Source organism: Paracandidimonas lactea, from assembly GCF_021653995.1.
In the GTDB taxonomy this organism is placed as follows: Bacteria; Pseudomonadota; Gammaproteobacteria; order Burkholderiales; family Burkholderiaceae_B; genus Allopusillimonas; species Allopusillimonas lactea.
In genome coordinates this window covers 384,502-408,585 of the sequence record NZ_JAJJOZ010000002.1, presented here as the reverse complement: position 1 = coordinate 408,585, position 24,084 = coordinate 384,502, and the positions used below count along the sequence as shown (strand labels likewise).

Genomic DNA, 24,084 nt, shown 5'->3' with positions numbered 1-24,084 from the left:
CCCCTTGATTTACGCCGCACAATCTATACACTGAAGTCATACACCCTATTCATTGCATCAACGTTACAGAGGAGAAGCCCACTCGTCACACCCGCGCAATCGCGCATTTTTTTTCCAAGGAGAGCCTTTTATGAATCTGAGCATCAATGGGCGCCATCTTGAAGTGACCCCCGCCATCCGTGAGTACGTCCTCAACAAAATGGCCCGGGTAATACGGCATTTCGACAACGTGATCGATACGCAGGTAATTCTCTCGGCAGAACCGCTCCGGCACACGGCCGACATCACCATGCACCTGCCAGGCAAAGACATCCATTGCCAAGCCGTCGACGAAAATCTCTATGCGGCCATTGATCTGGTTGCGGACAAAATCGACCGCCAGGTCATCAAATACAAAAGTCAATTGCAAAACTACGCGCACGACCCGGTGAAGCGTCAGGATTTTGCCAATCTCGAGCAATAGGCGTAAAGCCAGCCAGCGCAAGGCCAGCCATAACCGGCTCCGAGCACGTTGGCAATAGCGGACGAGGCCTCAATCACTGATTGGGGCCTTCGCGTTTCTGGCGTCCTGGCCGGCAGCCGCCAATATGACGCCCGCCCCCTCCCACGACATAATCTTCCGATCTATGCTAACTTTCCGCGTTGGCACCAAGCTCATATAATGGCGCTTATGAATTTAATGTCGCGTATCCTGCCCCTGCAGAATATCGTGCTCGACCTGGCAGTCACCAGCAAGAAACGGGCATTCGAACAGGCAGGCCTGCTGTTCGAAAATCACCATGGCATTGCACGCACTGCAGTCTTCCACAGCCTGATTGCACGCGAGCGCCTGGGTTCCACCGCGCTGGGCCACCACGTGGCCATCCCCCACGGGCGCATCAAAGACCTGAAAGAACCCTGTGCCGCCTTCATTCGCCTGGTCGATCCGGTCCGTTTCGACAGCACCGACGGCCGGATGGCCAATCTGCTCTTCGTTTTGCTGGTTCCCGAGACCGCCACCCAATTGCACCTGGATCTTCTGGCCGAGATCGCACGCCTGATGGCCGATCCGGCCCTGCGCCAGGCCTTGGCCACCGAGAACGATCCGGCCGTCATTCACCGCCTGCTCACAAGCGGGCCAGCCTGAGGCTTGCCATGCTTACCATCCAGGAACTCGTCAGCGACAATGCGGACAAAATTCCATTCTCATGGGTGGCTGGGCAAAGCGCCGCCCATCGCCTGATCCCCGATTTGGGCATGTCCGCCGCGGATCTTGTCGGGCACCTGAATCTCATCCATCCGTCGCGCATCCAGGTCTTTGGCGCCGAAGAGCTCTCCTACTACACACGCTTTGATACCAAACGCCGCCTGCATCACATGGAAGACCTGGTGGCGGGCGGTGTGCCGGCCATCCTTATGGCCGAAGGCGTCACCCCGCCGGACGACCTGCGCGACTTCTGCAACCAGCAGCAAATCCCGCTGCTAGCCACGCCCATAGACGCTGCCCAACTGATCGACCTACTGCGTATCTATCTGGGCAAGCGCCTGGCACCCCGCACCACCGCCCATGGCGTGTTCATGGACGTACTCGGGCTGGGAGTGCTGATCACGGGCGAATCGGGCCTGGGCAAGAGCGAGCTGGCGCTCGAACTGATTTCGCGCGGCCACGGTCTGGTGGCCGACGACGCCGTCGAGCTTTCACGCACAGCGCCCAGCGTAATTGAAGGGCAATGCCCCGCCCTGCTGCAAAACCTGCTCGAGGTGCGCGGCCTGGGCCTGCTGGACATCCGCACTATTTTCGGCGAAACCTCGGTGCGCCGGAAAATGAAGCTCAAGCTGGTCGTGCATTTGATCCGTTCCACGCCAGACGCGTTCGAGCGCCTGCCAGTGCAGGATCAGACCGAAGATATTCTCGGCACACCCATCCGGCGAGTGATGCTGCAGGTTGCGGCCGGACGCAACCTCGCCGTGCTGGTCGAAGCCGCCGTGCGCAACACCATCCTCACACTGCGCGGCATCGACACCATGGGCGATTTCATCGAACGGCAGGCCATTGCCATTATGGAAAGCAGCGGCCGCAACGACTAATGCCGCATTCCGCCCCGCCACCGCCCCGGGCAGGCAGGGCGGCCACCCCGCCCGCAGCCACACAAGCCGCGCGGGCGGGTGCAAGGGCTGGCACCGGCCCGCAACGGGAACAACTGTTTCAAGCATGCTGAAGATCGTACTCATCACGGGAATCTCTGGTTCGGGAAAATCAGTGGCCCTGCGGCTACTGGAAGACTCGGGCTACACCTGCGTCGATAACCTTCCCGTGCGCTTCCTGCACGAGTTCATTGCCAGCACACGGGAAAGTGCACTCGAGCGCGTGGCAGTCGCCATCGACGTCCGTACGCCCGGCGAAATCGTAGAACTGCCCGGCATCATTACCAGCCTGCGGGCGATGGGCGTGGCTTTCCGGGTTATTTTCCTGGACGCCAACGACAACACGCTGCAAGCGCGCTACTCCGAATCGCGTCGCCGACACCCACTCAGCGATCGCCTGCGCAAGGACGGTAAATCCCCCTCGCTGCAGGAATGCATAGACACCGAGCGGGAGCTGTTGGCGCCCATGCGCGAGCAGGAACACGTTATCGACACTTCAGACCTTACCCCAGGCCAACTGCGTGCGTGGGTGCGCGACCTGGTGCAGGCGGACCGCGCGCCGGTCGTACTCACATTCGAATCATTTGCTTACAAACGCGGGGTTCCAGGTGACGCAGACCTGGTTTTCGATGTACGCTGTCTCCCGAACCCTCACTACGACAGCAAGCTACGCCCACTGACTGGCCGCGACGCGCCGGTGGCGCAGTGGTTGTCGCAATTCGGCAGCGTCGAGACCATGATCGAAGACATTGCCGGCTTCATCCAGCGCTGGCTGCCGCTTTACATGCAAGACACCCGCAGTTACCTGACCGTGGCCGTAGGTTGCACAGGCGGCAAGCATCGTTCGGTATATGTCACCGAGCAACTCGCGTTGCGGTTCGCTGATCAATCACCACTGATAAGGCACCGAAACCAGCCGCCGCCAGAACTCCCATGATAAGACCGCACCCACTGCTCAAACTCGCCACGCTTGTCTGTGTTGCCGCGCTGGCCGCCTGTAGCGGTCCCGGTGGCACGAAGAAAAGCGCCAGTAGTGGGTCAGCCAGCTCTGCCAGCCGAGGCGGCGGCTACTACCTGGACGACGGCCCCGGCAGCAATATTCCGGCCGACCTCGACGCCATACCCGACGCGATCCCACGCGTCGAAAAACATGCTGCCGGCAATTTCAAGCCCTATACCGCCATGGGCAAACGCTACGTGCCCATCAAAGACAACAGCGCTTTCCGCGAAGTGGGCACGGCATCGTGGTACGGGCGCAAGTTTCATGGCCGCAAGACAGCCAACGGCGAAGTCTATGACATGTATGCCATGACGGCGGCCCACCCCACGCTGCCCCTGCCCAGCTACGCCCGTGTCACGCGGGCCGGCACCGGCAAATCGGTCATTGTGCGCATCAACGACCGCGGCCCCTTCCACAGCTCGCGCATCATCGATCTGTCTTATGTGGCCGCATCCAGGCTCGGGCTGATCGGTGCCGGCAGCGGCAAGGTAATCGTCGAAGCGATCACCAACGACGAGATACGCGAGGGCAAACAGGCGCCGGATATTGTCCCCGACCTGCCGCAGCCCGAGGCGCGTTTGGTTGCTAAGGCAGCCCCCAAGGCCGCGCCCGCGCCCTCGCTGCAGGTGCGTACAGTATCGCCCGACGGGCGTGTTGCCGCCGGGCAGACATATAAGGCGGGCGATCCCGTTCCAGATGCGTTGCAGGCATTGGCGCTGGCGGGCGCAGGCCAGCCGCGGGCCAGCAGGTCGACGCCGTCGCGGGTAGACACCATGCCCACGCCAAACAGTGCGCTGGCGCGGGCCGACGCCATCGCACCTGACAGCGGCGGGCAGGCAATTGAGCGGCATACAACGCCTTCTGGCACTATCTTCCTGCAATTCGGCGCCTTCAGCGCTCACGAAACGGCCAATAAGCTGGCGCTCAAGCTTAATACCCGCATTAACGACGTAGAACGCCGCCAGGCGCATGTGCAGCCTAGTGGCGGCCTGTACCGGGTGCGCATCGGCCCCTACGCCTCACGCACCGAGGCTGTCAACGCCGCCAATCGTATTCAAGAAGCCACCGGCATGAACCCCAGCGTGGCTTTGCGCTAAGCACCCTGCGCCCCGCCCCGCTGGCGCGACAGCGCGAGGGCATACAGCACATCGCGCGGCTGGCCTGTGACTTTGGCCGCCACGCGAGCGGCGTCTCGCACGCTCACGGTTTCAAGCAGCGCATCCAGCAGCGATAGCGTGGCCGGGTCAGCCGCGTCCGTCGCGTCCGCCGTCTCGATCGGTGCCTCGTGAACGATCAGCACGAACTCCCCTTGCCCGCGGTGCGCGTCTTCTGCGAGCCAGGCAGCCACCTCGCCCAGCGGCAGGGTATGGATCTGTTCATAGCGCTTGGTGAGTTCGCGGGCCAGCGTCAGACGGCGATGTGGCCCGCACAGCGTACACAGATCGCCGATGGCGGCCGCCAGCCGATGCGGCGATTCGAACATCACCACGGGCGCCGGCACGGCGCACCACTGGCGTAGCCATTTTTGCCGCGCAGCTGCCTTGGCTGGCATGAAACCGGCGAACACAAACGCGGGATTCTCATCTGATGTGGCGCCGCTGGCCATCAGCGCCGCAATGACGGCACTGGGGCCCGGCAACGGCACCACCCCGTAACCCGCCTCGCGCACCGTGCGTACGATACGTGCCCCTGGATCGCTGACGGCGGGTGCACCCGCGTCGGACACCAGCGCTACACGCTCGCCTCTGGCCAGCCTCGCAACAATGACATCGGCCGCCTGGGCTTCATTGTGCCGGTGTGCGGCCATGAGCGGCGTCGTCACACCCCAAGCATCCAGCAGCGTACGACTTGCTCGGGTGTCTTCCGCGGCAATCACATCGCAGCGCGACAGCGCCTGCCAGGCGCGCAGTGTCAGGTCTCCCAGGTTGCCGATCGGTGTTGCCACCACGTACAAGGTGGCTGCAGGCCAGTGCTGCGCGTCCATGCGCGCCAATATGCGCTGCCAAGCGTCTGCCGCGCCGGCGTCATTGGATAGATCTTGCATAATGTTTGAAACCCGAACTCAAATGATAAGGAGGGCACAGGCCATGCCATCCGACGCCCACATCGATCTGCCCTACACGCTTGCCGCCGCGGCATGCGCACGCACCGCCCGCGCGCGCCGGCGCAAAGCCGCGCGAGCTCGCAAGGCTGCCCTGGCCGGGCCGCCCGAAAAACCCGGTTGTGGCGTACGACACCCCGCTTACATGCAAGCGGCCAACGACGCACCCGCCACGGTGTGCGGCACAACGCCCGCACACTCACCCACGCAACAGGTGGGTGCGCGGTGCGAAGACCTCGCCCGCCGCCATCTCGAAACGCATGGGTTGACTATATTAGGTCAAAACCTGGGCACGCGCCGTGGAGAGCTTGACCTGGCGGCGGACGACGCCGGCACACTGGTGTTCATCGAAGTGAGATACCGGCGCTCGGCCTCGCACGGCGGCGCCGCCGCAAGCGTTACACCGCACAAGCAGGCGCGGCTCGTACGCGCTGCCCAGGCATGGCTCCCGGCGCTTGTCAGGTGCTGCTACGGTGGCCGCACACCGCCGTGCAGGTTCGATGTCATCAGCCTTGATGCCGGCAAGGCCGGCATCGACGCCGCCACGCCCGACACCGCAACAATCCAATGGATACGCGACGCGTTCAGGCTGTCGTAGCCGTCTGTTGCGCCACGCCGAACACAGCGCTACAGCCCCTGCAGCCATGCGCTCGGCGCGCCAACCTTTGCCGGTTATCCGCCCTTTGCAACGCAATCACCTGCTTGCAGACTTTACTTCCCTTTGCATGGAATTAACATGAACCATGAGATAATGCGCCCATGGACATGACCTCCCATATGACAAGCCATTTCGATGACGCCATCGATACCATGCGGGCCAGTTCGCAAGAGCTCGCGCCGATGCTCGCCACTGCCGTCGACATGGTATTCGCCACCTTGGCCAATGACGGCAAAATCCTGGCATGCGGCAACGGCGGTTCAGCCGCTGACGCCCAGCACTTCATCGCCGAACTCGTCGGCCGCTTCGAGCGCGACCGCCTGCCGCTGGCCGGTGTTGCCCTCAATACCGACACCTCCATTCTTACCGCTGTTGGCAACGATTACGGCTTCGACGCCATTTTCGAGCGCCAGGTCAGCGCGCTGGGGCAACCCGGCGATGTGCTGGTCGCCATTTCCACCAGCGGGAACTCTCCCAACGTCATCCGGTCTATCGAAGCAGCCCATGACCGCGAAATGTCCGTGATTGCACTCACGGGCAAAGGCGGCGGCAAGATTGCGTCGCTGCTGCACGAAACCGATGTGCATCTGTGCGTCCCGCACGACCGCACCATGCGCATCCAGGAAGTCCATATCGTGCTGCTGCACGCCCTGTGCGACGGCATCGATGCACTATTGCTCGGAGACACGCTCTAATGGCCGATATGCCCGCCAAGTCCACCCTGTCCTTCAATACCGATACGCCCGCTGCCCCCCCCGTACGCGGCCGCTACCGCCAACGCCTGATGATCGCCAGCGCTCTGCTGGCTGCCACCACTGCGCTGTCAGGGTGCGGGCTGATGGTTCTGGGCGGCGCGGGCACAGCCGCCGCGGTTGCAACCGACCGCCGCACAGCAGGCGAACAACTCGACGACGAATCCATCGAACTCAAAGCCGGTTCCGAAATGCGGCAGTTAGTGGGCGAACAGGGCCGCGTCGCCGCCACCGCGTATGCGGGCCTCGTGCTGCTCACGGGCGACGTCGCCAATGCGCAGCAAAAGCAAAAAGCCGGCGAAATCGTCTCGCGCATACCCAAGGTAAGGCGCGTCGTCAACGAGCTGCGCATCGGCCCCATCACCGAATTGAGCGTGCGCACCAACGACACCTGGATCACCTCCAAGGTGCGGGGCAATCTCATCAACACCAAAGAAGTCCCCAGCCGCACCATGGTCGTGCAGACCGAGCGCGGCGTGGTCTATCTGCTGGGCAAGGTCACCGCAGCCGAGGGCGAGCGGGCCGGCAAGGTTGCTGCGGGCGTGCCTGGCGTGTCCAAAGTAGTAAAATTGTTTGACATTATTTCGCCCGCCAGCCTGCGCGACCCCGCCGAGATCTCCTCACCCCTGAGCACCCCCTCTGCGGCCCCGCAAAGCGCTCCCCCGGGCACCACTCTGGATTCAGGCCCACAGGCCTTGCCCGTGCAATGAAAAAACTCATCATCGGCCTGGTCGCCGTGTTGGCGATCGCCGGCATTAGCGCTTGGCAACTCGGCGCCGGTGCCAATGCGCAATCGGCGCCCGACGTCACCTTCACCGACCTGAGCGGCCACAAGACTACCATGCAGGATCTGCGCGGCAAGGTCGTGCTGGTCAAGTTCTGGGCAACCAGCTGTACCACCTGTATTGCACAGATGCCGGGCACCATCGCCCATTACAACGATCTGTCGGCCAAGGGCTTCGACACCATCGCCGTGGCGATGCAGTATGATCCGCCCAATTATGTCGTCAATTTCGCCGAAACCCGCAAGCTGCCCTTCAAGGTTGCCATCGACGCAACCGGCGAGCTGGCGCGCGCCTTCGGCGACGTCACGCTTACCCCCACGGCCTTCCTGATCGACAAGCAAGGCCGCATCATCAAGCGCTATCTCGGCAACTACGACGAAACAGCGTTCCTGACCACTGTGAACAAGGCATTGGCCGGTTAACTCAAGCACATGACTTCATCCAACGATCCCGCAGGCCAGTCAGCCGCCGTAAAGGCTGAAGTCCTTTCGGAAGCGCTGCCGTACATCCGCCGGTTTCATGGCAAGACCGTCGTCATCAAGTACGGCGGCAACGCCATGACCGAAGAAGAACTCCAGCGCAGCTTCGCGCACGACGTCGTGCTGCTCAAGCTCGTCGGCCTGAACCCTGTGGTGATTCACGGCGGAGGCCCACAGATCAATGCCGCACTCAAGCGGATAGGCAAAGAAGGTACCTTCGTACAGGGCATGCGCGTCACCGATGCCGAAACCATGGAAGTGGTGGAATGGGTGCTGGGCGGCCAGGTGCAACAGGACATCGTCATGATGATCAACGAGGCTGGCGGCAAGGCCGTTGGCCTCACAGGCAAAGACGGTTGTCTCATCCAGGCCAAAAAGAAACTCGTCGCAGACGCCGAGCACCCCGGTCAATGGCTGGACATCGGCTTTGTAGGAGACATCACCCTGATCGAGCCCGCCGTCGTCAAGGCGCTGCAGGACGACCAGTTCATTCCGGTGATCTCCTCCATCGGCTACGGCGAAGACGGTACGGCCTACAACATCAATGCCGACCTCGTTGCCGGCAAGATGGCCGAAGTACTGGGCGCCGAAAAACTCGTGATGATGACCAACACGCCCGGCGTGCTAGACAAGAACGGGCAGCTTCTGCGCACGCTGTCTGCGCAAACCATTGACGAACTGTTCGCCGATGGCACCATCTCGGGCGGCATGCTACCCAAGATTTCCTCGGCTCTGGATGCCGCGCGCCACGGTGTCAATTCGGTACACATCGTTGACGGCCGTGTGCCGCACTGTCTGCTGCTCGAGATCCTGACCGACCGAGGCGTGGGCACGATGATCAGTTCGGTCTAGTGCCACACACTCAGGGTGCGGCGCGGGCCTTGCCCGCGTCACGCAAGGCCAACCGGCATCGCGTGCGCCGCCTGGGCGGCAACGAGCCCGTCTGGCTGTTCGACCTCGACAATACCCTGCATGATTGTTCACGCGGCATCTTCGGTGCGATTGATCACGCCATGTCGGACGCCGTGCGCCTGAGCCTGGGCGTAGACACCGATACCGCCGACGAGGTTCGCCGCCGGTACTGGCAACGGTATGGCGCCACGGTCATCGGCATGGTGCGGCACCACGGCGTACGCGCCGATGAGTTTCTGGCGCTGAGCCATGATTTCGAGATTGCCCCGCTGGTGCATGGCGAAACCGGCCTGGGGCGCAAGCTGGCGCAGCTGTGCGGCCGCAAGATCGTGCTAACCAACGCACCGCTTAGCTATGCCCGCGAAGTGCTCCGCACGCTGGGCATCCTGCACTGCTTCCATAGTATCTGGGCCATAGACCACATGCACCTGCAGGGCCGGCTGCGGCCGAAGCCTTCGGTGGCGCTGATGCGCCAGGTGCTGGCTCGCCTGGGCGTGCCCGCGCACCGCGTGGTGCTGGTGGAGGATACGCTGCGCAACCTGCGCGGCGCCCGGCAGGCGGGGATGCGCACCGTGCATGTATACCACCCAGGCACACCGTTTTCCGCCCTGCACAAGGGCCGCAGCCATTATGTGGATGTGCGCGTCAACGCGGTGGGTCAGCTTCTGATGCTGCGCCACGGTGCGCGCATACCGGGCAGGCAGGGTCGCGACTGAACCCCAGGCTCTGCCACTGCATGGTCAGGGCATCCAGGCACAACAGGCGGCCCGTAAGCGGCTCACCAATGCCCGTCAGCAGCTTGATGGCCTCCGCCGCCTGCACACTGCCGATGATGCCCACCAGCGGCCCCAGTACGCCCGTGGTGGCGCAGCGCAGCTCGCGCGCGCCTTCGTGCTCCGGAAACAGGCAGTGGTAGCAGGGTGCATCGTCGCGGCGTAGGTCGTACACACTGACCTGCCCAGCAAAGCGGATGGCCGCCCCCGATACGAGCGGCTTGCGCGCCCGCACGCAAGCGCGGTTTACATTGTGGCGTGTGGCGAAATTGTCGCAGCAATCGAGCACCAGGTCGGCCTGGGCCACCAGATCGTCCAAGGCCTGGCCCTGCAGGCGCGCCACCACCGCATCGATGCGAATTTCGGGGTTGATGGCCGCCAGCGCTATGCGGGCGGACTGCGCTTTGGCCATGCCCACGCGTTCAGTCGTATGCAGGATCTGGCGCTGCAGATTGCTGAGGTCGACCTCATCGTCGTCGGCCAGGATCAGGCGCCCGACGCCCGCCGCCGCCAGATAGGCCGCCGCTGGCGACCCCAGCCCTCCGGCGCCAACGATCAGCACGGTGGCCTCCAGCAGGCGCTGCTGCCCCTCTATACCCAGCTCATCCAGGAGGATGTGCCGGGCATAGCGCATGAGTTGCTGGTCGTTCATTGCCCCATTGGCTCCAGGCCGCTGGGCGTAATACGGTAGCGCTCTGTCGCCCCGCCCGTCTCACTGCCTGATTTCTTTAGTGTTTTTTTTTCAGCCGCCGGCTTATCGCCGGAATTCTTACCTTGCGCCGGTGCGCCCGCCGATTTTTCATCATTGGCCGCTTTTGCTTCTTTGGCCTGGGCCACGAGCTGCGGATTGTTTTTCTTGACGGGCCGCCCCTCGAGCTGATTGATGGCCTGCTTGAGCTGGTAGTCATCGGCGCCGCCGAATTCGAACATCTTGGGCGCACTCTCGTCGTCGGTTTTCTCGATTTCGGGAATGGTCGATGCTTCTTCGGGCTCGCTGCCATTCACCAAGTGACGCTGGAGGTCAACCTCGCGCGGCAGGCGGAACAGATTGCCCTGGGCAGTATCGTCGACGATGATGTCGGGTTCTACGCCTGTGACCTGTATGGAGCGCCCGGCCGGCGTGTAATAGCGCGCCGTAGTGAGCTTGATGCCCGTGTTTTCGCTGAGCGGCAGTACACTTTGCACTGAACCCTTGCCGAAGGTGCGGTTGCCCATCACCGTTGCGCGCTTGTGGTCTTGCAGCGCGCCAGCAACGATCTCTGATGCCGACGCGGAGCCGACGTTTACCAATACCACCATGGGCACGCTCTTGGCCCAGGCCGCCAGCTTGCCGCCCTCGGCCGACGCCTCGAAATAGCCGCTCATGTAGCCGGCAGGCTTGGCGTGATAGCTGCGGTTGGATGACGGAATACGCCCCTTGGTGGACACCACCAGTACGTCGGGCGGCAAGAAGGCGGAGGACACGCCGATGGCGCTGTCGAGCAGGCCGCCCGGATCGTTGCGCAGGTCGAGTACGAGCCCCTTGGGCTTGCTTCCGGCGCTGAGCGTGCCGAGCTGGCGGGTGAGGTCTTCGACCGTGCGCTCCTGGAACTGGGCAATGCGCACATAGGCGATCTCGTTAGGCAGCATTTTGCTGCGCACACTGCGCACCTTGATCAAGTCGCGCACGATGTGCACCTCGAGCGGCTTGTCGCGGCCCTTGCGCTGGATCGTCAGCGTGATGCTGGTCTTGGGCTCGCCGCGCATGAGCTTGATGGCTTCGTTCAACTGCATGCCTTTGGTGGGCTTGCCGTTGATGTGCGTGATCAGATCGCCCGCAAGAATGCCCGCACGGGCCGCCGGCGTGTCTTCGATGGGCGAGATCACCTTGGGCATGCCGTCTTCGCTGCCGATCTCGATGCCCAACCCGCCAAAACCACCCTGCGTGATGGCCTCCATCTCTTTGAACGCCTCAGCGTCCAGATACGACGAATGGGGGTCCAGGTCGCTGAACATGCCTTTGATGGCGTCGTTGATCAGCAACTCATCGGACACAGGCTCTACATAGCTGCTTTTAATGGCGCTGAAAACGTTGGCGAACTGCTGCAGATCCTTGAGCGGCAGTGGCTCGCCGCGCTGCGCAGCCGCCGTGATGCCGAGGCTGACCAGCACGCCGCCCAGCGCGCCCGCCACGACCAAACCGATACTGCCTATCCTGCGAGTGCCCATGCATATTCCTGATGTGAATCCAAAACTTACCGCTTCGAATGAAATAGTACCGAAATTAACGCCCAAGCCAAAGCAGCGGATTTACCGGCGTGCCCTGCTGGCGGATTTCGAAATACAGCCCGGGCTCTACCTGCCCGCCTGTCGCACCCACGCTGGCGATGGTGTCGCCCGCGGAAACCATGTCTCCCACCCGCTTGAGCAGGCTCTGGTTGTAAGCATACACGGTCAGGTTTTTTGCGCCATGGTCTACGATCATGATATTGCCAAAGCCCGACAACCAGTTGGCGTAAACCACACGCCCCGCCGCCACGGCGTGCACCGGTGTGCCCTCGGGCGCGCGCAGCACAATGCCGCGCCACACGCCGCCATCGGGGCGCTGTGCACCGAAGCGCCCCTGAACATCGCCGCGAACAGGATAGGGCAGGTGCTTGCTCAGGCCCTTGAGCGCGGCAGGCGATGGTGCGGCGGCCTTGGCCGGCGCAGCCTGCGAGGGCTGACCAGGGGCCAGGCCTTCGGCGGTGCCCCGCAGGGTGGCGCCGGGCTGTTGGCGTGCTTCGCGCTGCGCCTGCACCTGGCGGTCTTCCTCGGCTTGTTGCCGCGCCTGGCGGCGGGCAAGCTCTGCTTCACGCTCTGCCTCGCGTGCGGCCTCACGGGCGCGCTCTAGCCGCTCCGCCTCCCGGGCGGCCTCGCGGGCATTTTCCACCTGCTCGCGCGCCTTGCTTGCCTCGAGCTGCTGACGCACACGTTCGGCTTCTTCGCGAGCCTGGCGCGCGGCAAGCTCGGCCTGCCGGGCTCGTTCGCGTTCGCGCTCGAGCGCACGCTGTCGCTCAAGCGCCGCGCGCCGGGCCTCTTCGGCCTTGCGGGCCGCTTCGGCACGGCGCCTTTCCGCTTCTTTACGCGCAATCTCGGCCTGGCGCGCGATCTCGGCATCCAGCCCTTCGATCAACTCGCCCAGACGCTGATCGTTGCGGGTGAGGCGTTCGGCCTGCCGGCGCTGTTCTTTCAGGGCATCGTCCACGCGCGCCAGCACCGTTTCGCGTTCTGCCTTCTGCGTTTCGAGATCGGCCTTGCGGGTTGCGGTTTCTTTGATGACGCCCGCCAACTCCTGCTCGCTTTCGTGTGTGCGCTGCCGCAACGACGCCAGCTCGTCGAGCGCCTCGCGCACTGCGCGCACCGCGCGCGCTTGCGCTTGCGTGATGTAGCCCAAATAGCCCAGCTCGCGGCCGATGGCTTGAGGGTCGTCGCCGGAAAGCAGCGCTGTCCAGGGCGAAAGCCCGCCCGCGTATTGCGCCCGGAGCTGGTCGCCCAACTCGGCCTGGCGCTGCGCAAGCGTGCCCTTCTGTTGGTCGGTCTGGTGCGCGAGGTCGGCAAGACGCGCTTTTAGTTCTTTGTGGCGCCCATCCAGCTCGACCAGGCGGCGGTTGATATCGGAAATCGCTGTTTCCGACTCTTTGAGCGCAGTGGCCGCATCGCGTCGGGCGGACTCCTGCCCATCGATCTTGCTGCGCAGCGCATCGATGCGCTCGCGCAAGTCGGCCTGCTGGCGGCGCGCTTCGGCCTGCTGCTCCTTGAGGGGGGCATCGGCCCCACAGGCCTGCGAGGCCCAAAGGGCCAACAGGCCCGCAACCATGGCGCGCCGCATGCGTTACTTGGCCTTGCCCTGGTTGGCGACCGCCGCCATTGCGGCTTCGATTTCTTCGGCATCGCCCAGGTAATAATGGCGCAGCGGCTTGAGGTTTTCGTCGAGCTCGTACACCAGCGGCTGGCCGGTGGGAATGTTGAGACTGACGATGTCGTCGTCGGACATGTTGTCCAGGTGCTTGATAAGCGCGCGCAGGCTGTTGCCGTGGGCGGCGATGAGCACCTTGCGGCCAGAACGGACGGCCGGGGCGATAGAGTCATTCCAGAACGGCAGCACGCGGGCCACGGTGTCTTTCAGGCACTCGGTGGCAGGCAATTGTTCGGGAGTGAGTTTGCTGTAGCGTGGATCGAACCTGGGGTGGCGCTCGTCGTCCATATCCATGGGCGGCGGCGCAATTGCATAGGCGCGGCGCCAGATCAGCACTTGCTCGTCGCCGAACTTCGCGGCAGTCTCGGCCTTGTTCAGCCCCTGCAGCGCGCCGTAGTGGCGCTCGTTCAGGCGCCAGCTGATGCCCACGGGCGTATACATGGCATCCATCGCGTCCAGCGCGATCCAAAGCGTGCGGATGGCGCGCTTTAGCACGGAGGTGAAGGCGAGGTCGAAGGTGTAGCCTTCTTCCTTGAGCAACACGCCCGCCTTCCTGGCCTGCTCGCGGCCTGTGTCGGTAAGGTCGACGTCTTTCCAGCCGGTGAAGCGGTTTTCGAGATTCCACTGGCTTTCACCGTGGCGCATCAGAACAAGTTTATACATAGCAGACAAGGCCTAAAAGTTGAAAATCGCCGACCATTTTATAATCCCCGGATTCCGCCCCGCTTCGGGGGCTGGGCAAAGGCCGCGCCAAGGCCACAAACGGAACGCATCGTGGACTTTTTTCTCGACCAGACCAACCTCATTTTAATCTTCACTGCAGTAGCATCGGGTGTCATGCTGATGCTGCCCAACCTGCTCAAGGGCGGCGGCCGCGGCGTGGGCGTCAGCCAGGCCGTACAGCTGGCCAACCAGCAGCAGGGCCTGTTCGTGGATGTGCGGCCGGCCGACGCCTTCAAGGCCGGCACGATCCCGCAGGCGCGCAACCTGCCGGCCGCCGATATTCAAGCTAAACTGAAATCACTGCCGCAGGACAAACCAATCATTCTGTTCTGCGAACAAGGGCGTGAATCCGGCCGCTTGGCTGCGGCACTGCGCAAGCAGGGCTACGGCCAGGCGGTCTGCCTGGATGGCGGCCTGCGCGCCTGGACGGAAGCCGGCATGCCGGTGTCCAAGAAACACTGAGCCTGCAACCGAAGGATACCCCATGGCCAAAGTCTTGATGTACTGCACCGCGACGTGCCCGTACTGCATGCGCGCCGAAATGCTGCTCAGGCAGCGCGGTGTGGAAGAAATCGAAAAAATACGTATCGACCTGCAACCCGGCGAACGCGAGAACATGATGTCGCGCACCGGCCGCCGCACGGTGCCGCAAATCTATATCGGTGACACCCATGTTGGTGGCTACGACGACCTGGCAGCACTCGATCGCGCAGACAACCTGATGCCCCTGCTGCGCGCGGCCTGAGCCCGCGCAGCGCCTGTTACACACTTATTAAATCTACAACACGGAACTCTCATGGCAGACGAACAGCAACCCAACTCCCACGACCAGCAGGAAAACGCACCCAGCTTTGGCCTGCAGCGCACCTATGTGAAAGACCTGTCGCTCGAAATGCCGAATGCGCCGCAGATCTTCCTGGAGCAGGAAACCCCCACGGTCGAAGTATCGATCAATGTCGGCGGCCAGCGCCTGGCCGACACGGTGTTCGAAGCCACTGTCACCGCCACAGTCACCACGCGCGTGGATGACAAGGTCCTGTACCTGGTCGAGGCCACCCAGGCCGGCATTTTCGAGGCCGCCAACATTCCGGCCGAACAGCTCGACCCGCTGCTGGGCATCGTGTGCCCCACCATGCTGTACCCCTACCTGCGCGCCAATATCGCCGACGCGATCAACCGCACCTCGCTGCCCGCCCTGCACCTCACCGAAGTCAACTTCCAGGCGCTGTACGAGCAACGGGTCGCCCAACTCGCCGAAGAGCAAAAGAAAGACGGCCAAGCGAACTCGGGCCTTTACATCCCTCCCGGCGCAACCCGCCAATAAGCCGTTCATGGCTACCAAGGCCAGCCACAGGCGCGTCGCGGTACTGGGTGCGGGCAGCTGGGGCACGGCCCTGGCTGCGCTAGCCTGTGCACGCGCCGACACGCTGCTGTGGGCCCGCGATACCGATACTGCACACGCTGTTACGCAGCAGCACGCCAACCCACGCTACCTGCCCGGCATAACCCTCCCTGGCTCACTGCGCGCCACCAGCTCACTCGAAGACGCTGTTGCGCATGTGCTGGGCGGCACAAGCATACGGCTGATTATCCTGGGCGTGCCCGTTGCCGGCATGCCCGCGCTGTGCGACACGCTCGCCGCCCTGCTGGCCGCACATTCGCGCGAAGACGTCAGCATCGTCTGGACGTGCAAAGGCTTTCAGCCCGATTCGGGGCAGCTTCCGCATGAAATCGCCCAGACGGCCTTTGCCGGCCTGCCGGGCGTAGGGCTGGGTGTGCTGTCGGGGCCGTCTTTCGCCCGCGAGGTGGCGCAGGGCTTGCCTGTCGCACTCACCATCGCCACAACCCATCCCGCTACCGCACAAGCCGTCACAGAGGTCATGCACGGCAGCCAGGCCCGCATCTACAGCAGCCCGGATATCGTCGGCGTCGAAGTGGGTGGCGCGCTCAAGAACATCATAGCCATCGCCTGCGGCATCTCCGACGGCCTTGGGCTGGGCACCAACGCCCGTGCCGCCCTGATCACGCGCGGGCTGGCCGAAATGCAACGCCTGGGCCTTGCACTCGGTGGCTTGGCCGAAACTTTCGCCGGCCTCACCGGGCTGGGCGACCTCGTCCTCACCGCCACTGGGCCACTGTCACGCAACCGGCAGGTAGGCGTGGCCATCGGCGAAGGCAATACACTCGAACAAGCGCTGGCGGGCGGCATTACGGCCGAAGGCGCGCGCTGTGCGCGTGCCGCGCAGGCGCTGGGGCGCCGGCTGGGCGTGGACATGCCCATCACCGACGCCGTCTGTCGGGTGCTGTTCGAGGGGCTTGCGCCGCGAGATGCGGTGTCCAGCCTGTTGTCGCGTGAGGCACGGCCAGAGGCGCCGCGCTAAGCAGGCCCTGGCGCCCACTTTTCGAACTTTACAGGAACCACTTCTCATGATTGCCCACTCTCCTTCCCGCGGCCGGGCCATCCGGGCGCTCAAATGGCTGGCCGGCGCAGGCGCATTCGCACTGGCCATGTCCGCGCATGCGGCCTGGCCCGAGAAGCCGCTGCAGATGGTGGTCCCCTTTCCACCGGGCTCGTCGCCCGACACGCTGGCCCGCGCCATCGCAGAACCGCTCGCAGCCAGCCTGGGGCAGCCTGTGGTAGTCGAGAACAAGCCCGGCGCGGGCGGCAATATCGGCACACGCTACGCCAGCCGCGCCAAGCCCGACGGCTACACACTGCTGCTCACGATCAACGGCCCCATGGTGACCGCCCCGGCGCTGTACAAGAAAACGCTGGGCTACGACCCGCTCAAGGACCTCGCCCCCATTTCGCTGGTGGGCACCAGCCCCAACGTGTTGGTGGTGCCCGCCGCGTCGCCCGCCAAAACGGTGCAGGAGTTCGTCGCCGCCGCCAAGGCGCAGCCAGGCGCACTGAATTACGGCACGGTCGGGCCCGGCAGCTCGTCGCACCTGGGCATGGCCATGCTGGAGCACGCGGCAGGCATCAAGCTCGAGCAGATCCCCTATCCAGGTTTTCCGCAAGTGATAGGCGCCGTCATCAATAACGACGTGCAGGCAAGCTTCATGGTGCCCGGTATCGCCGCACCCCAGATCAACGCGGGCAAAGTGCGCGCGTTGGCCATTACCAGCCTGGAGCCCAGCGATGTGATGCCGGGCATACCCACCATGGCCTCGCAAGGGTATCCCGGCTTCGAGTCGATTTCGTGGGATGCCCTCTTCGTGCCCGCTGGCACGCCTGACGGGATCGTCAAGCACCTGAACGCCGAAATGCAGAAGATCCTCAAACGCGACGATGTGCGCCAGAAGATGGCTGCGTTGTATTTCACCCCCGCGCCATCCACGCCCGAGGGCTTGACCAACCTGGTGGTGAGCGAGAAGCAGCGCTGGGAAGCCGTGATCGAACGGCTTGGCCTATCACTGGACTAATAATCGCCCTTCAGACGGGCGGGCGCGCCTCGCAATCGCCCAGCTTTTTGCTTACACCCCGCCCTCGTAGCCGCACTGGCGCCAGGCCTCGAACACGGTTACCGCGACGGCGTTCGACAGGTTCAGGCTGCGCTGGTGGGGCATCATGGGCAGCCTGAGCCGCTGGCTGTCGGGAAAGAGCGCCTGCTGCGCCGCCGACAGCCCGGCTGTTTCGCGGCCAAACACGAACACATCACCGGGCCGCAATGGCTCTGCGCCAATCAACCGGCTGCCCTTGGTCGTCATCGCAAAGCGTCGGGCCGGGTCGCCGCCAATAGCGGCAAAAGCCAGCCCCAGACTGTCGTGCACGCGCAGGCGCGCCCATTCGTGATAGTCGAGCCCCGCCCGCTTCAGCTTTACATCGTTGAGCTCAAAACCTAATGGCCGCACCAAGTGCAGGCCCGCGCCGGTATTGGCGGCCAGACGTATGACATTGCCCGTATTGGGCGGAATTTCGGGTTCGACAAGTACGATATGAAACATGGATTCAGCCAGACTGATGCAATGAGGAAAGCGGGGTGCGACCACGCGGTGTACGCGCCAGCACCAAGCCAGTGACCGATGCCGCGCCGGCGGCCTTGAGCGCCTGCGCGGCGGCATGCAAGGTGCCCCCCGTGGTGAGGACATCGTCGACCACAGCGACAGTTGCGCCCGCCAACGGCCGCGTGCAAGCGTACAGGCCTTCAGCGGCACGCAGGCGCTCGGGCCGCGTGAGTGTGGCCTGGCGTGCGCCTTCGCGGGTTCGGCGCAGCCATTGTGATTTTACCGGCCATGCGCACTGGCGCCCAAGATAGCGCGCCAATTCGCCAGCGGGATGAAACCCGCGCCGCAGAATCGCCGTTCGCCGGGCTGGCACGGGCACCAAGATGGTGGCCGCAGCGAGCGGCGGGTTGGCAGCGCGCACGGCATCGGCGAGCAGGCCGGCCAGCATGGGCGCCATCGCGAAGCGCCCGGCCGACTTGTACTGATGAATCAGCATATCGCCCGGATCGGCATAGTCGAAGGCAGCAATAACACGATCAAAGGCTGGCGCCGGCCTGAATGACGCGCAGTCCGGGCAATCAGCGTGCTCGCGAGAGCCCGCGCTATTTGCGTATTGGCTGGCGTCTGGGTTATTCGCTTGTTCGCTGGAGTTCGGACTATGCAGCGGCGCGCAACAGCGCAGGCAGCGCGGCCCCGCCGCAGTCACGCTGTCGCGAAGCGCATCTGTGCAGGCGGGGCATAGGCTGCCGCCGTACGCGCGCTCGCCGCACAAAGGGCACGGCCCCGGCAGGCGCGCCAGCGGCGCCGCCCATGCCGCCGCCAACCACCCGCGCCGCGACACGCCATAAAACATTGCCCGTTGGCACCTGTGCGCTTGCGACGCCCCTTCGTATAAATCGCTGCGATGCGACACCCTGCCACCCGACGCCATATCAGCGTCGACCACCTCATGCGGTGACGACGCGAGCGGCCTCGCCACAGACGATAAAAGCCACGAACGCGTCATGGGTCCGGATTCGCGCCGGCGAAGTAGATAGGCCATAATGGTAGTTTTCCTGGCAGGTTGCGGGCTGCGGCCCGGGTACGCAATGCTTGGCCAGCTGCCCAGCGGGCTCGCACCGCCGTCCGCCATGTGTTCACGCGGGCGGGCGCCATCGCAGTATCTGAGCACGTCTTCCTCTCTGCCGCCACCCCGTGCGCCTAGTCATGTCACAGCCTCCTTCACTGCGTATTTCCTCTTCGGCCGTCATCCGCCAGTTCGCACGCCGCAGCCCACTGGACGCCGCCCAGTTTCTGTATGGCGAAATCGCACAGCGCATGCTGCAGCGCCTGAGCATCATTCGCATCACCCCGCAGGCGGTGCTGGACGCTGGCTGCGGCGCCGGTCATGCCATCGAACCGCTGCGCGCGCGCTACCCCGCCATGCATTACACAGGCCTGGACGCCTGCGAGGCGCTGCTGGACGTCGCACGCGAACGCTACGCGACCAAACCGAGCCTGTGGCAAAAGCTGCGCAACAAACCTACCCCGCCCGTGGCCTTCGTCTGCGGCGATCTTGGCGAACCGGTGCTGGCGCCCGAAAGCCAGGATCTTGTGTGGTCCAACATGGCACTGCACTGGCACCCTGAGCCGCACCGCGCAATTGCCGAATGGCGGCGCGTACTCAAGCCCAACTCTCTTGCCATGTTTTCCTGCCTGGGGCCGGGCTCGTTCAAAGAGCTTCGCCATGCGGCAATACAGGCGAAGCTGGGCACCGCCATGCCCGAATTCGTCGACATGCACGACTTCGGCGACCTGCTGATCGAAAACGGTTTTGCCGACCCGGTCATGGACCAGGAAACCATCACCCTTACCTACCGCACGCCTGAAAAGCTGCTGGAAGACCTGCGGATGCTGGGCGGCAACCCCAGCCTTGGCCGACGCGCCGGCCTGGCGGGGCGCGGCTGGCATCAACGTCTGCTGGATGCGCTGTCCACACAGCGCCATATCGATGGCACCATCCACCTGAGCGTAGAGGTCGCGTACGGCCATGCGTGGCGCATGGCTTCCCGACGCTTGGCTTCAGGCGAGACCCGGATTTCGATTGGCTCGATCGGGCGCGGCGTGCCCCAGGAACCCTGGGTTGAACCTCCCTCTGGCCCGCGCAAGCGCTACGACGAATAACCCAGCGGCCGCACGGATGCGGCGTGGTATCCGCAAGGATAGCAACGGCGTCGTAACGCAGCCCGCCCATCGCGGGCGGGCATGTGGCTGCGTCAGTGACTGGACTGTTTGCGCCGCGAGGAATCAATACCGAGCTGCTTGAGCTTGCGATACAAGTGCGTACGCTCGAGGCCGGTTTTCTCGGACACGCGTGTCATGCTGTGGTTTTCGCGGCCCAGATGATATTCGAAGTAAATGCGCTCGAATTCATCACGTGCGTCGCGCAGCGGCTGATCGAGCGAGATGGTGCCCAAGCGGGACTCATTGGCCGGCTGGGGGGGCTCGCCGCCCATTTCGGGCATGGGTGTTGTGGTGAGCGGCTGGTTGCGGGCCGCCTGCGACGGCACCGCGTCGGACGTACGCGACGTGGCGATAGGCGCGGCGGCAACCGGCCGCGCCAGCCCGGCTGCAATCGTCTTGAGCAGCTTTTGCAGCGTAATCGGCTTTTCGAGAAAATCGACCGCACCGATGCGTGTCGCCTCGACCGCGGTATCGACCGTGGCATGGCCGCTCATCATGATGACGGGCATGTCAAGCAGGCCCTGAGAGCTCCATTCCTTGAGCAGGCTGACGCCATCCGTGTCGGGCATCCAGATATCGAGCAGGACGAGATCGGGCCGCGCTCGCAGACGCGCAGCCCGCGCCTGCGCGGCATTTTCGGCGAGTTCTACCGTGTGCCCCTCGTCGTAGAGAATTTCGGACAGGAGTTCTCGTATACCAATTTCGTCGTCTACAACCAGAATTCTGGCCATATGGCTTCACCTATTTATTTTGCGAATTATCGTCTCGTTGCGTGACGGCGTCCAGCGCCGGCGATGAACCAGCAAGCCGCGTCAGGAGTATCGAAATGCGTGCGCCTCCCTCGCGGCGATTAGACACATCGATTTTCCCGCCATGCTCTTCAACGATTTTTTTAACTATAGCAAGTCCTAGACCTGTTCCACCCGTCTTGGTGGTGACGTAGGGCTCGAACACGCGCGTGATCACCTGCGGCGCAAAGCCGGGGCCATTATCGGACACAATCAGGCGCACCGCCGGCCGGTCCTTGCCGTCGTCGGTCGAGGTGTGGGTGAGGCGGGTCTGCACGTAAACGCGCGCCTGCTCAAAGGGCTGCTCTTGTGTGGCCGCATCGCGTGCATTGGCAAGCAGATTGTGGATGAGCTGGCGCAACTGTGTGGGATCGCCCTCGATGCGTGGCAATGCGGGGTCGAAATCGATCTCCATGCCCAGCACATGCCGCATGGTGCCATTGTTGGCGGTGCCGTGTGGATCCCAGCCGTACAGCGACAGAACATCGGCGACCAGCGCATTGAAATCGATGGGCTGCATCTGTGCGGGCGGCGTGCGTGCATACTCGCGGAAGTCGTCGACCATTTTCTTGAGCGACGCAACCTGATTGACGATAGTATCGGTGGAGCGTGTCACCATCGCCGCGTCGTCGGCCGACAATTTTCCGTCTAGTTTCATGGCCAGCCGCTCGGCGGACAACTGGATGGGCGTGAGCGGATTTTTGATTTCATGCGCCAAGCGGCGCGCCACTTCACCCCAAGCCACCGTGCGATTTGCCGAGATCACTTCGCTGATGTCGTCAAAAACCACCAGGTAACCGTTGCCGCGCCCGTCCACGCTCAGATGCGTGCCGCGGGCGAGCAAGGTGACGATATGTTTTTTCTTTTCGTTGTCTGACGCCGCTTCGAGCTCGAGTTCGAATTGCTGCTGCCAGTACAGGCGCTCCGAACCGACCGCCGTATGCGATGCGAAGGCCTGGCGTATATGTTGGGCCAGCTCGAACGCGCCATCGGCGGTTTCGAGCGGCCGGCCCTTTACGGAGCGCAGGTCCGCACGCAGGATATCTTGCGCGCCCTGGTTGAACATCGTCACGCGAAAGCCTTCATCGAACACCAGCACGCCCGACGACATATGGCTCAATACCGACTCCAGATATACGTTGGATCGCTCAAGCTGCTGTCGATTGGTTTCCACCATCTGCCGCGCCTCGTCGAGCTGGCGCGTCATAGCGTTGAACGAACGGGTAAGCTGGCCGACCTCGTCTTTCTCAGGCGGCTCGGGCAATGGGCGGTAATCGCCCACCCCTACGGCCTGGGTGCCTGCGGCCAGGGTGAGCAGCGGCCGCACAAGTCGGCGCGATACCGCCAGTGCCACCACCATGGCGGCAAACACGGCCAGGATCAGTGCTAGGGTCAGCGTGATGCCATAGAGCTTGCGCAGGCCAAGGCGCGACAGGGCCAGCTCTTGATAGTCGCGAAAGCCCTGCTGCACCTGGTTGGCGTTGCGGGCAATCTGTTCGGGTACTGCCTCTATCACCTGCAGCCAGCGAGTGTCCTGCGATACACCCAACACGCCGGTGAGGCGCTCGGGCATAGAGATCGGCACCACCACACGCAGGTGCAGGCCGGTGCCAGGCGCCTGCTGCCCGTCCTCCGGCTTCATATCGTCCGCCTCGGCGGCAGAATACGAACGGGAGACCCGCAACTGGTTCATGATGGCGGGCGGCGGCATATCCGGCAGCAATTGACCGTAGGCTGACGACGAAAACGCCACCAGGCGCCCGCTGGCGGTAAACACCATGGCTTCTGACATATTGGCGGCCTCGCGCAAGCGCGTAATGGCCAGCGCCATGTCTTCATCGCTGGCATTGGACAAGCGCGCCGCCATGTCTTTGGCGCGCGCGTTCAGCGATTCGAGCTGCGTGTCCAGGGCCGCGCGGCCAAGATTCAGGCCCGATTCGAGCGCGCTGTCGACGCGCACGTTGAACCATGACTCGATCGAGCGAGACATGAACTGCACGGACAGCACGTAAATGAGCGCCCCCGGCACGACACCGATGAGCGCGAAATAAAGTGCAAAACGGGCTGTGAGGCGTGCGCCGAACTGGCGCTTGCGAACCTGGTTGGCCAAACGCGCCGCCAGCACCACCACCCACGAGACCAGCGCCACGGCGAACACGCCGTTGAGGATGAGCAGGCTATCGTACTGCTGCGCATAGCGCGATGCATTGCCAGTAGACCAGCCGAGCAGCACCAGCAGCGCCAGCGCACTACAGGCGGCGACGACCAGCGCGATGCGCAAGCCCCAGCGTATCAGCGTTGGGGCGCGTCGACGGAGATTGTGAAGGTGAAGTCTTTCCATGGCGTAGCGAGTGACCAGGCGCTGCTGTTGTAGGCGTCGACCTGGAAGGGCCGTGCGAGCATAGAGGTATCCAGGCGCAGACGCAGCCTGCCTTGGTACTGCTTGTCGTGTTCGAACAGCTCCGTGTCGGCGACTGCCCAGCCGCGTATGTGCCGCACCAGGGAGAGGGCGTCGTCGAGCGAGGATTCGGGCAGGGACAGGTCGCCCGCGCCGGCGCGCCACTGGCGCGTCAGCGCGTTGTAGACGATGCGCCAGGTAAGCTGTTCGTCAACCACTGTTTTATCGAGCCACCACCAACGGGGCTCGATGATTTCAAGATCGGCGGTGAAATAAAGCGGCACACCCTTTTCGGCGACATTACGCACGTCGCCCGTGACGGCCATCTCGATGTCGGCATCGATATACAGTTTGCCGTCCCGCACGATGGGCTCAATGCGCACCACGCGCTCCGCTTGCGCCGGCACCTGGGAATAAGCCTGGGCCACCAGCAACAGGGACATCAGAACGGGGAGCAGGAGTCGGAGCATCAACCCACCAGGA

General features: G+C 63.7%; 27 protein-coding genes. 17 read left to right on the top strand and 10 right to left on the bottom strand.

The annotated features are described in order from the left end of the window. Positions 1–130 precede the first annotated feature (130 nt). The 5 genes from hpf to LOL23_RS05790 all read left to right on the top strand — a co-directional run bounded on the left by hpf (position 131) and on the right by LOL23_RS05790 (position 4,221). Entirely contained in the window at positions 131–463 is a 333-nt protein-coding gene (gene hpf / locus LOL23_RS05810) for a ribosome hibernation-promoting factor, HPF/YfiA family (protein WP_160978236.1), read from the top strand. Between the two features lie 207 nt (positions 464–670). Then, positions 671–1,126, top strand: coding sequence for a PTS sugar transporter subunit IIA (locus LOL23_RS05805; protein ID WP_160978238.1), 456 nt, complete (start codon positions 671–673; stop codon positions 1,124–1,126). 8 nt (positions 1,127–1,134) lie between these two features. Then, positions 1,135–2,067 carry an HPr(Ser) kinase/phosphatase gene (gene hprK / locus LOL23_RS05800; RefSeq protein ID WP_160978240.1) on the top strand — a complete coding sequence of 311 codons (933 nt, stop codon included), beginning with the start codon at positions 1,135–1,137 and terminating at the stop codon, positions 2,065–2,067. A gap of 124 nt (positions 2,068–2,191) precedes the next feature. After that, entirely contained in the window at positions 2,192–3,061 is an 870-nt protein-coding gene (gene rapZ / locus LOL23_RS05795) for an RNase adapter RapZ (RefSeq protein WP_160978242.1), read from the top strand. Further along, on the top strand, positions 3,058–4,221 hold the full coding sequence (locus LOL23_RS05790) for a septal ring lytic transglycosylase RlpA family protein (RefSeq protein ID WP_160978244.1): 1,164 nt from the start codon (positions 3,058–3,060) through the stop codon (positions 4,219–4,221). Before rapZ ends, LOL23_RS05790 begins: the two co-directional genes overlap by 4 nt. On the opposite strand, the gene rsmI is transcribed toward LOL23_RS05790, so the two are convergent. After that, positions 4,218–5,168 (bottom strand): 16S rRNA (cytidine(1402)-2'-O)-methyltransferase, encoded by a 951-nt coding sequence (rsmI, locus tag LOL23_RS05785; RefSeq protein ID WP_160978246.1) that lies wholly within the window; start codon positions 5,166–5,168, stop codon positions 4,218–4,220. The two genes, LOL23_RS05790 and rsmI, sit on opposite strands and share 4 nt — an antisense overlap. Before the next feature lie 43 nt (positions 5,169–5,211). Between rsmI and LOL23_RS05780 the strand changes: the two genes are divergently transcribed. From LOL23_RS05780 to LOL23_RS05755, 6 genes are all read left to right on the top strand, one after another. Further along, positions 5,212–5,823 (top strand): YraN family protein, encoded by a 612-nt coding sequence (locus LOL23_RS05780; RefSeq protein WP_202411657.1) that lies wholly within the window; start codon positions 5,212–5,214, stop codon positions 5,821–5,823. A 161-nt stretch (positions 5,824–5,984) separates the two neighbouring features. Continuing rightward, positions 5,985–6,578, top strand: a complete 594-nt coding sequence (locus LOL23_RS05775) for a phosphoheptose isomerase (protein ID WP_160978248.1) — start codon at positions 5,985–5,987, stop codon at positions 6,576–6,578. Beyond that, the gene (locus LOL23_RS05770) at positions 6,578–7,345 is read left to right on the top strand and encodes a BON domain-containing protein (protein ID WP_237173270.1); all 768 of its coding nucleotides are present in this window, start codon (positions 6,578–6,580) and stop codon (positions 7,343–7,345) included. Before LOL23_RS05775 ends, LOL23_RS05770 begins: the two co-directional genes overlap by 1 nt. Further along, entirely contained in the window at positions 7,342–7,842 is a 501-nt protein-coding gene (locus LOL23_RS05765; protein ID WP_160978250.1) for a peroxiredoxin family protein, read from the top strand. Before LOL23_RS05770 ends, LOL23_RS05765 begins: the two co-directional genes overlap by 4 nt. Before the next feature lie 9 nt (positions 7,843–7,851). After that, positions 7,852–8,751 (top strand): acetylglutamate kinase, encoded by a 900-nt coding sequence (argB, locus tag LOL23_RS05760; RefSeq protein ID WP_160978252.1) that lies wholly within the window; start codon positions 7,852–7,854, stop codon positions 8,749–8,751. Between the two features lie 29 nt (positions 8,752–8,780). Next, positions 8,781–9,527 (top strand): pyrimidine 5'-nucleotidase, encoded by a 747-nt coding sequence (locus tag LOL23_RS05755; RefSeq protein WP_160978254.1) that lies wholly within the window; start codon positions 8,781–8,783, stop codon positions 9,525–9,527. Here the strand turns inward: LOL23_RS05755 and LOL23_RS05750 are convergent. From LOL23_RS05750 to gpmA, 4 genes are read right to left on the bottom strand one after another with little or no spacing between them, the layout of a single operon-like run. Next, entirely contained in the window at positions 9,457–10,236 is a 780-nt protein-coding gene (locus LOL23_RS05750; RefSeq protein WP_160978256.1) for a HesA/MoeB/ThiF family protein, read from the bottom strand. The two genes, LOL23_RS05755 and LOL23_RS05750, sit on opposite strands and share 71 nt — an antisense overlap. Further along, on the bottom strand, positions 10,233–11,792 hold the full coding sequence (locus LOL23_RS05745) for a S41 family peptidase (protein WP_160978258.1): 1,560 nt from the start codon (positions 11,790–11,792) through the stop codon (positions 10,233–10,235). Before LOL23_RS05745 ends, LOL23_RS05750 begins: the two co-directional genes overlap by 4 nt. 55 nt (positions 11,793–11,847) lie before the next feature. Further along, positions 11,848–13,434, bottom strand: a complete 1,587-nt coding sequence (locus LOL23_RS05740) for a murein hydrolase activator EnvC family protein (protein ID WP_160978260.1) — start codon at positions 13,432–13,434, stop codon at positions 11,848–11,850. Positions 13,435–13,437: 3 nt separating this feature from the next. Then, positions 13,438–14,184, bottom strand: a complete 747-nt coding sequence (gene gpmA / locus LOL23_RS05735; protein WP_160978262.1) for a 2,3-diphosphoglycerate-dependent phosphoglycerate mutase — start codon at positions 14,182–14,184, stop codon at positions 13,438–13,440. Between gpmA and LOL23_RS19055 the strand changes: the two genes are divergently transcribed. Genes LOL23_RS19055 through LOL23_RS05710 form a run of 5 tightly spaced genes read left to right on the top strand, consistent with a single transcriptional unit; the run spans position 14,158 to position 17,670 of the window. After that, the gene (locus LOL23_RS19055) at positions 14,158–14,706 is read left to right on the top strand and encodes a rhodanese-like domain-containing protein (RefSeq protein ID WP_237173269.1); all 549 of its coding nucleotides are present in this window, start codon (positions 14,158–14,160) and stop codon (positions 14,704–14,706) included. The two genes, gpmA and LOL23_RS19055, sit on opposite strands and share 27 nt — an antisense overlap. A 22-nt stretch (positions 14,707–14,728) precedes the next feature. Continuing rightward, a complete protein-coding gene (grxC, locus tag LOL23_RS05725) occupies positions 14,729–14,989 on the top strand; it encodes a glutaredoxin 3 (protein ID WP_160978264.1) in 261 nt (86 codons plus the stop codon). Between the two features lie 51 nt (positions 14,990–15,040). Next, positions 15,041–15,568 carry a protein-export chaperone SecB gene (gene secB, locus LOL23_RS05720; protein WP_160978266.1) on the top strand — a complete coding sequence of 176 codons (528 nt, stop codon included), beginning with the start codon at positions 15,041–15,043 and terminating at the stop codon, positions 15,566–15,568. Positions 15,569–15,575: 7 nt separating this feature from the next. Continuing rightward, on the top strand, positions 15,576–16,625 hold the full coding sequence (locus tag LOL23_RS05715) for an NAD(P)H-dependent glycerol-3-phosphate dehydrogenase (RefSeq protein WP_160978268.1): 1,050 nt from the start codon (positions 15,576–15,578) through the stop codon (positions 16,623–16,625). A 46-nt stretch (positions 16,626–16,671) separates the two neighbouring features. Then, the gene (locus LOL23_RS05710) at positions 16,672–17,670 is read left to right on the top strand and encodes a Bug family tripartite tricarboxylate transporter substrate binding protein (protein WP_160978270.1); all 999 of its coding nucleotides are present in this window, start codon (positions 16,672–16,674) and stop codon (positions 17,668–17,670) included. A gap of 51 nt (positions 17,671–17,721) precedes the next feature. Here LOL23_RS05710 and LOL23_RS05705 read toward each other — a convergent pair whose 3' ends face one another. Both LOL23_RS05705 and LOL23_RS05700 read right to left on the bottom strand, forming a co-directional pair. Continuing rightward, positions 17,722–18,192 (bottom strand): tRNA (cytidine(34)-2'-O)-methyltransferase, encoded by a 471-nt coding sequence (locus tag LOL23_RS05705; protein WP_237173268.1) that lies wholly within the window; start codon positions 18,190–18,192, stop codon positions 17,722–17,724. Between the two features lie 4 nt (positions 18,193–18,196). Continuing rightward, positions 18,197–19,234, bottom strand: a complete 1,038-nt coding sequence (locus LOL23_RS05700; RefSeq protein WP_237173267.1) for a ComF family protein — start codon at positions 19,232–19,234, stop codon at positions 18,197–18,199. A 164-nt stretch (positions 19,235–19,398) separates the two neighbouring features. On the opposite strand from LOL23_RS05700, the gene LOL23_RS05695 reads away from it, so the two are divergent. After that, positions 19,399–20,355: a methyltransferase domain-containing protein gene (locus tag LOL23_RS05695; protein ID WP_160978274.1), complete on the top strand. Its 957-nt coding sequence runs from the start codon at positions 19,399–19,401 to the stop codon at positions 20,353–20,355. 92 nt (positions 20,356–20,447) lie between these two features. On the opposite strand, the gene LOL23_RS05690 is transcribed toward LOL23_RS05695, so the two are convergent. The 3 genes from LOL23_RS05690 to LOL23_RS05680 are packed head-to-tail and all read right to left on the bottom strand — an operon-like array spanning position 20,448 to position 24,071. After that, entirely contained in the window at positions 20,448–21,146 is a 699-nt protein-coding gene (locus LOL23_RS05690; protein WP_160978276.1) for a response regulator, read from the bottom strand. 10 nt (positions 21,147–21,156) lie between these two features. Further along, on the bottom strand, positions 21,157–23,496 hold the full coding sequence (locus tag LOL23_RS05685) for a sensor histidine kinase (protein ID WP_160978640.1): 2,340 nt from the start codon (positions 23,494–23,496) through the stop codon (positions 21,157–21,159). Further along, positions 23,496–24,071, bottom strand: coding sequence for a DUF4390 domain-containing protein (locus LOL23_RS05680; RefSeq protein ID WP_160978278.1), 576 nt, complete (start codon positions 24,069–24,071; stop codon positions 23,496–23,498). Before LOL23_RS05680 ends, LOL23_RS05685 begins: the two co-directional genes overlap by 1 nt. Positions 24,072–24,084 lie beyond the last annotated feature (13 nt).

Coding starts and splice junctions, on each gene's coding strand:
- hpf (WP_160978236.1), top strand. CDS start 131: ATGAATCTGAGCATCAATGGGCGCCATCTTGAAGTGACCCCCGCCATC.
- LOL23_RS05805 (WP_160978238.1), top strand. CDS start 671: ATGAATTTAATGTCGCGTATCCTGCCCCTGCAGAATATCGTGCTCGAC.
- hprK (WP_160978240.1), top strand. CDS start 1,135: ATGCTTACCATCCAGGAACTCGTCAGCGACAATGCGGACAAAATTCCA.
- rapZ (WP_160978242.1), top strand. CDS start 2,192: ATGCTGAAGATCGTACTCATCACGGGAATCTCTGGTTCGGGAAAATCA.
- LOL23_RS05790 (WP_160978244.1), top strand. CDS start 3,058: ATGATAAGACCGCACCCACTGCTCAAACTCGCCACGCTTGTCTGTGTT.
- rsmI (WP_160978246.1), bottom strand. CDS start 5,168: ATGCAAGATCTATCCAATGACGCCGGCGCGGCAGACGCTTGGCAGCGC.
- LOL23_RS05780 (WP_202411657.1), top strand. CDS start 5,212: ATGCCATCCGACGCCCACATCGATCTGCCCTACACGCTTGCCGCCGCG.
- LOL23_RS05775 (WP_160978248.1), top strand. CDS start 5,985: ATGGACATGACCTCCCATATGACAAGCCATTTCGATGACGCCATCGAT.
- LOL23_RS05770 (WP_237173270.1), top strand. CDS start 6,578: ATGGCCGATATGCCCGCCAAGTCCACCCTGTCCTTCAATACCGATACG.
- LOL23_RS05765 (WP_160978250.1), top strand. CDS start 7,342: ATGAAAAAACTCATCATCGGCCTGGTCGCCGTGTTGGCGATCGCCGGC.
- argB (WP_160978252.1), top strand. CDS start 7,852: ATGACTTCATCCAACGATCCCGCAGGCCAGTCAGCCGCCGTAAAGGCT.
- LOL23_RS05750 (WP_160978256.1), bottom strand. CDS start 10,236: ATGAACGACCAGCAACTCATGCGCTATGCCCGGCACATCCTCCTGGAT.
- LOL23_RS05745 (WP_160978258.1), bottom strand. CDS start 11,792: ATGGGCACTCGCAGGATAGGCAGTATCGGTTTGGTCGTGGCGGGCGCG.
- LOL23_RS05740 (WP_160978260.1), bottom strand. CDS start 13,434: ATGCGGCGCGCCATGGTTGCGGGCCTGTTGGCCCTTTGGGCCTCGCAG.
- gpmA (WP_160978262.1), bottom strand. CDS start 14,184: ATGTATAAACTTGTTCTGATGCGCCACGGTGAAAGCCAGTGGAATCTC.
- grxC (WP_160978264.1), top strand. CDS start 14,729: ATGGCCAAAGTCTTGATGTACTGCACCGCGACGTGCCCGTACTGCATG.
- secB (WP_160978266.1), top strand. CDS start 15,041: ATGGCAGACGAACAGCAACCCAACTCCCACGACCAGCAGGAAAACGCA.
- LOL23_RS05715 (WP_160978268.1), top strand. CDS start 15,576: ATGGCTACCAAGGCCAGCCACAGGCGCGTCGCGGTACTGGGTGCGGGC.
- LOL23_RS05710 (WP_160978270.1), top strand. CDS start 16,672: ATGATTGCCCACTCTCCTTCCCGCGGCCGGGCCATCCGGGCGCTCAAA.
- LOL23_RS05705 (WP_237173268.1), bottom strand. CDS start 18,192: ATGTTTCATATCGTACTTGTCGAACCCGAAATTCCGCCCAATACGGGC.
- LOL23_RS05700 (WP_237173267.1), bottom strand. CDS start 19,234: ATGGCCTATCTACTTCGCCGGCGCGAATCCGGACCCATGACGCGTTCG.
- LOL23_RS05695 (WP_160978274.1), top strand. CDS start 19,399: ATGTCACAGCCTCCTTCACTGCGTATTTCCTCTTCGGCCGTCATCCGC.
- LOL23_RS05690 (WP_160978276.1), bottom strand. CDS start 21,146: ATGGCCAGAATTCTGGTTGTAGACGACGAAATTGGTATACGAGAACTC.
- LOL23_RS05680 (WP_160978278.1), bottom strand. CDS start 24,071: ATGCTCCGACTCCTGCTCCCCGTTCTGATGTCCCTGTTGCTGGTGGCC.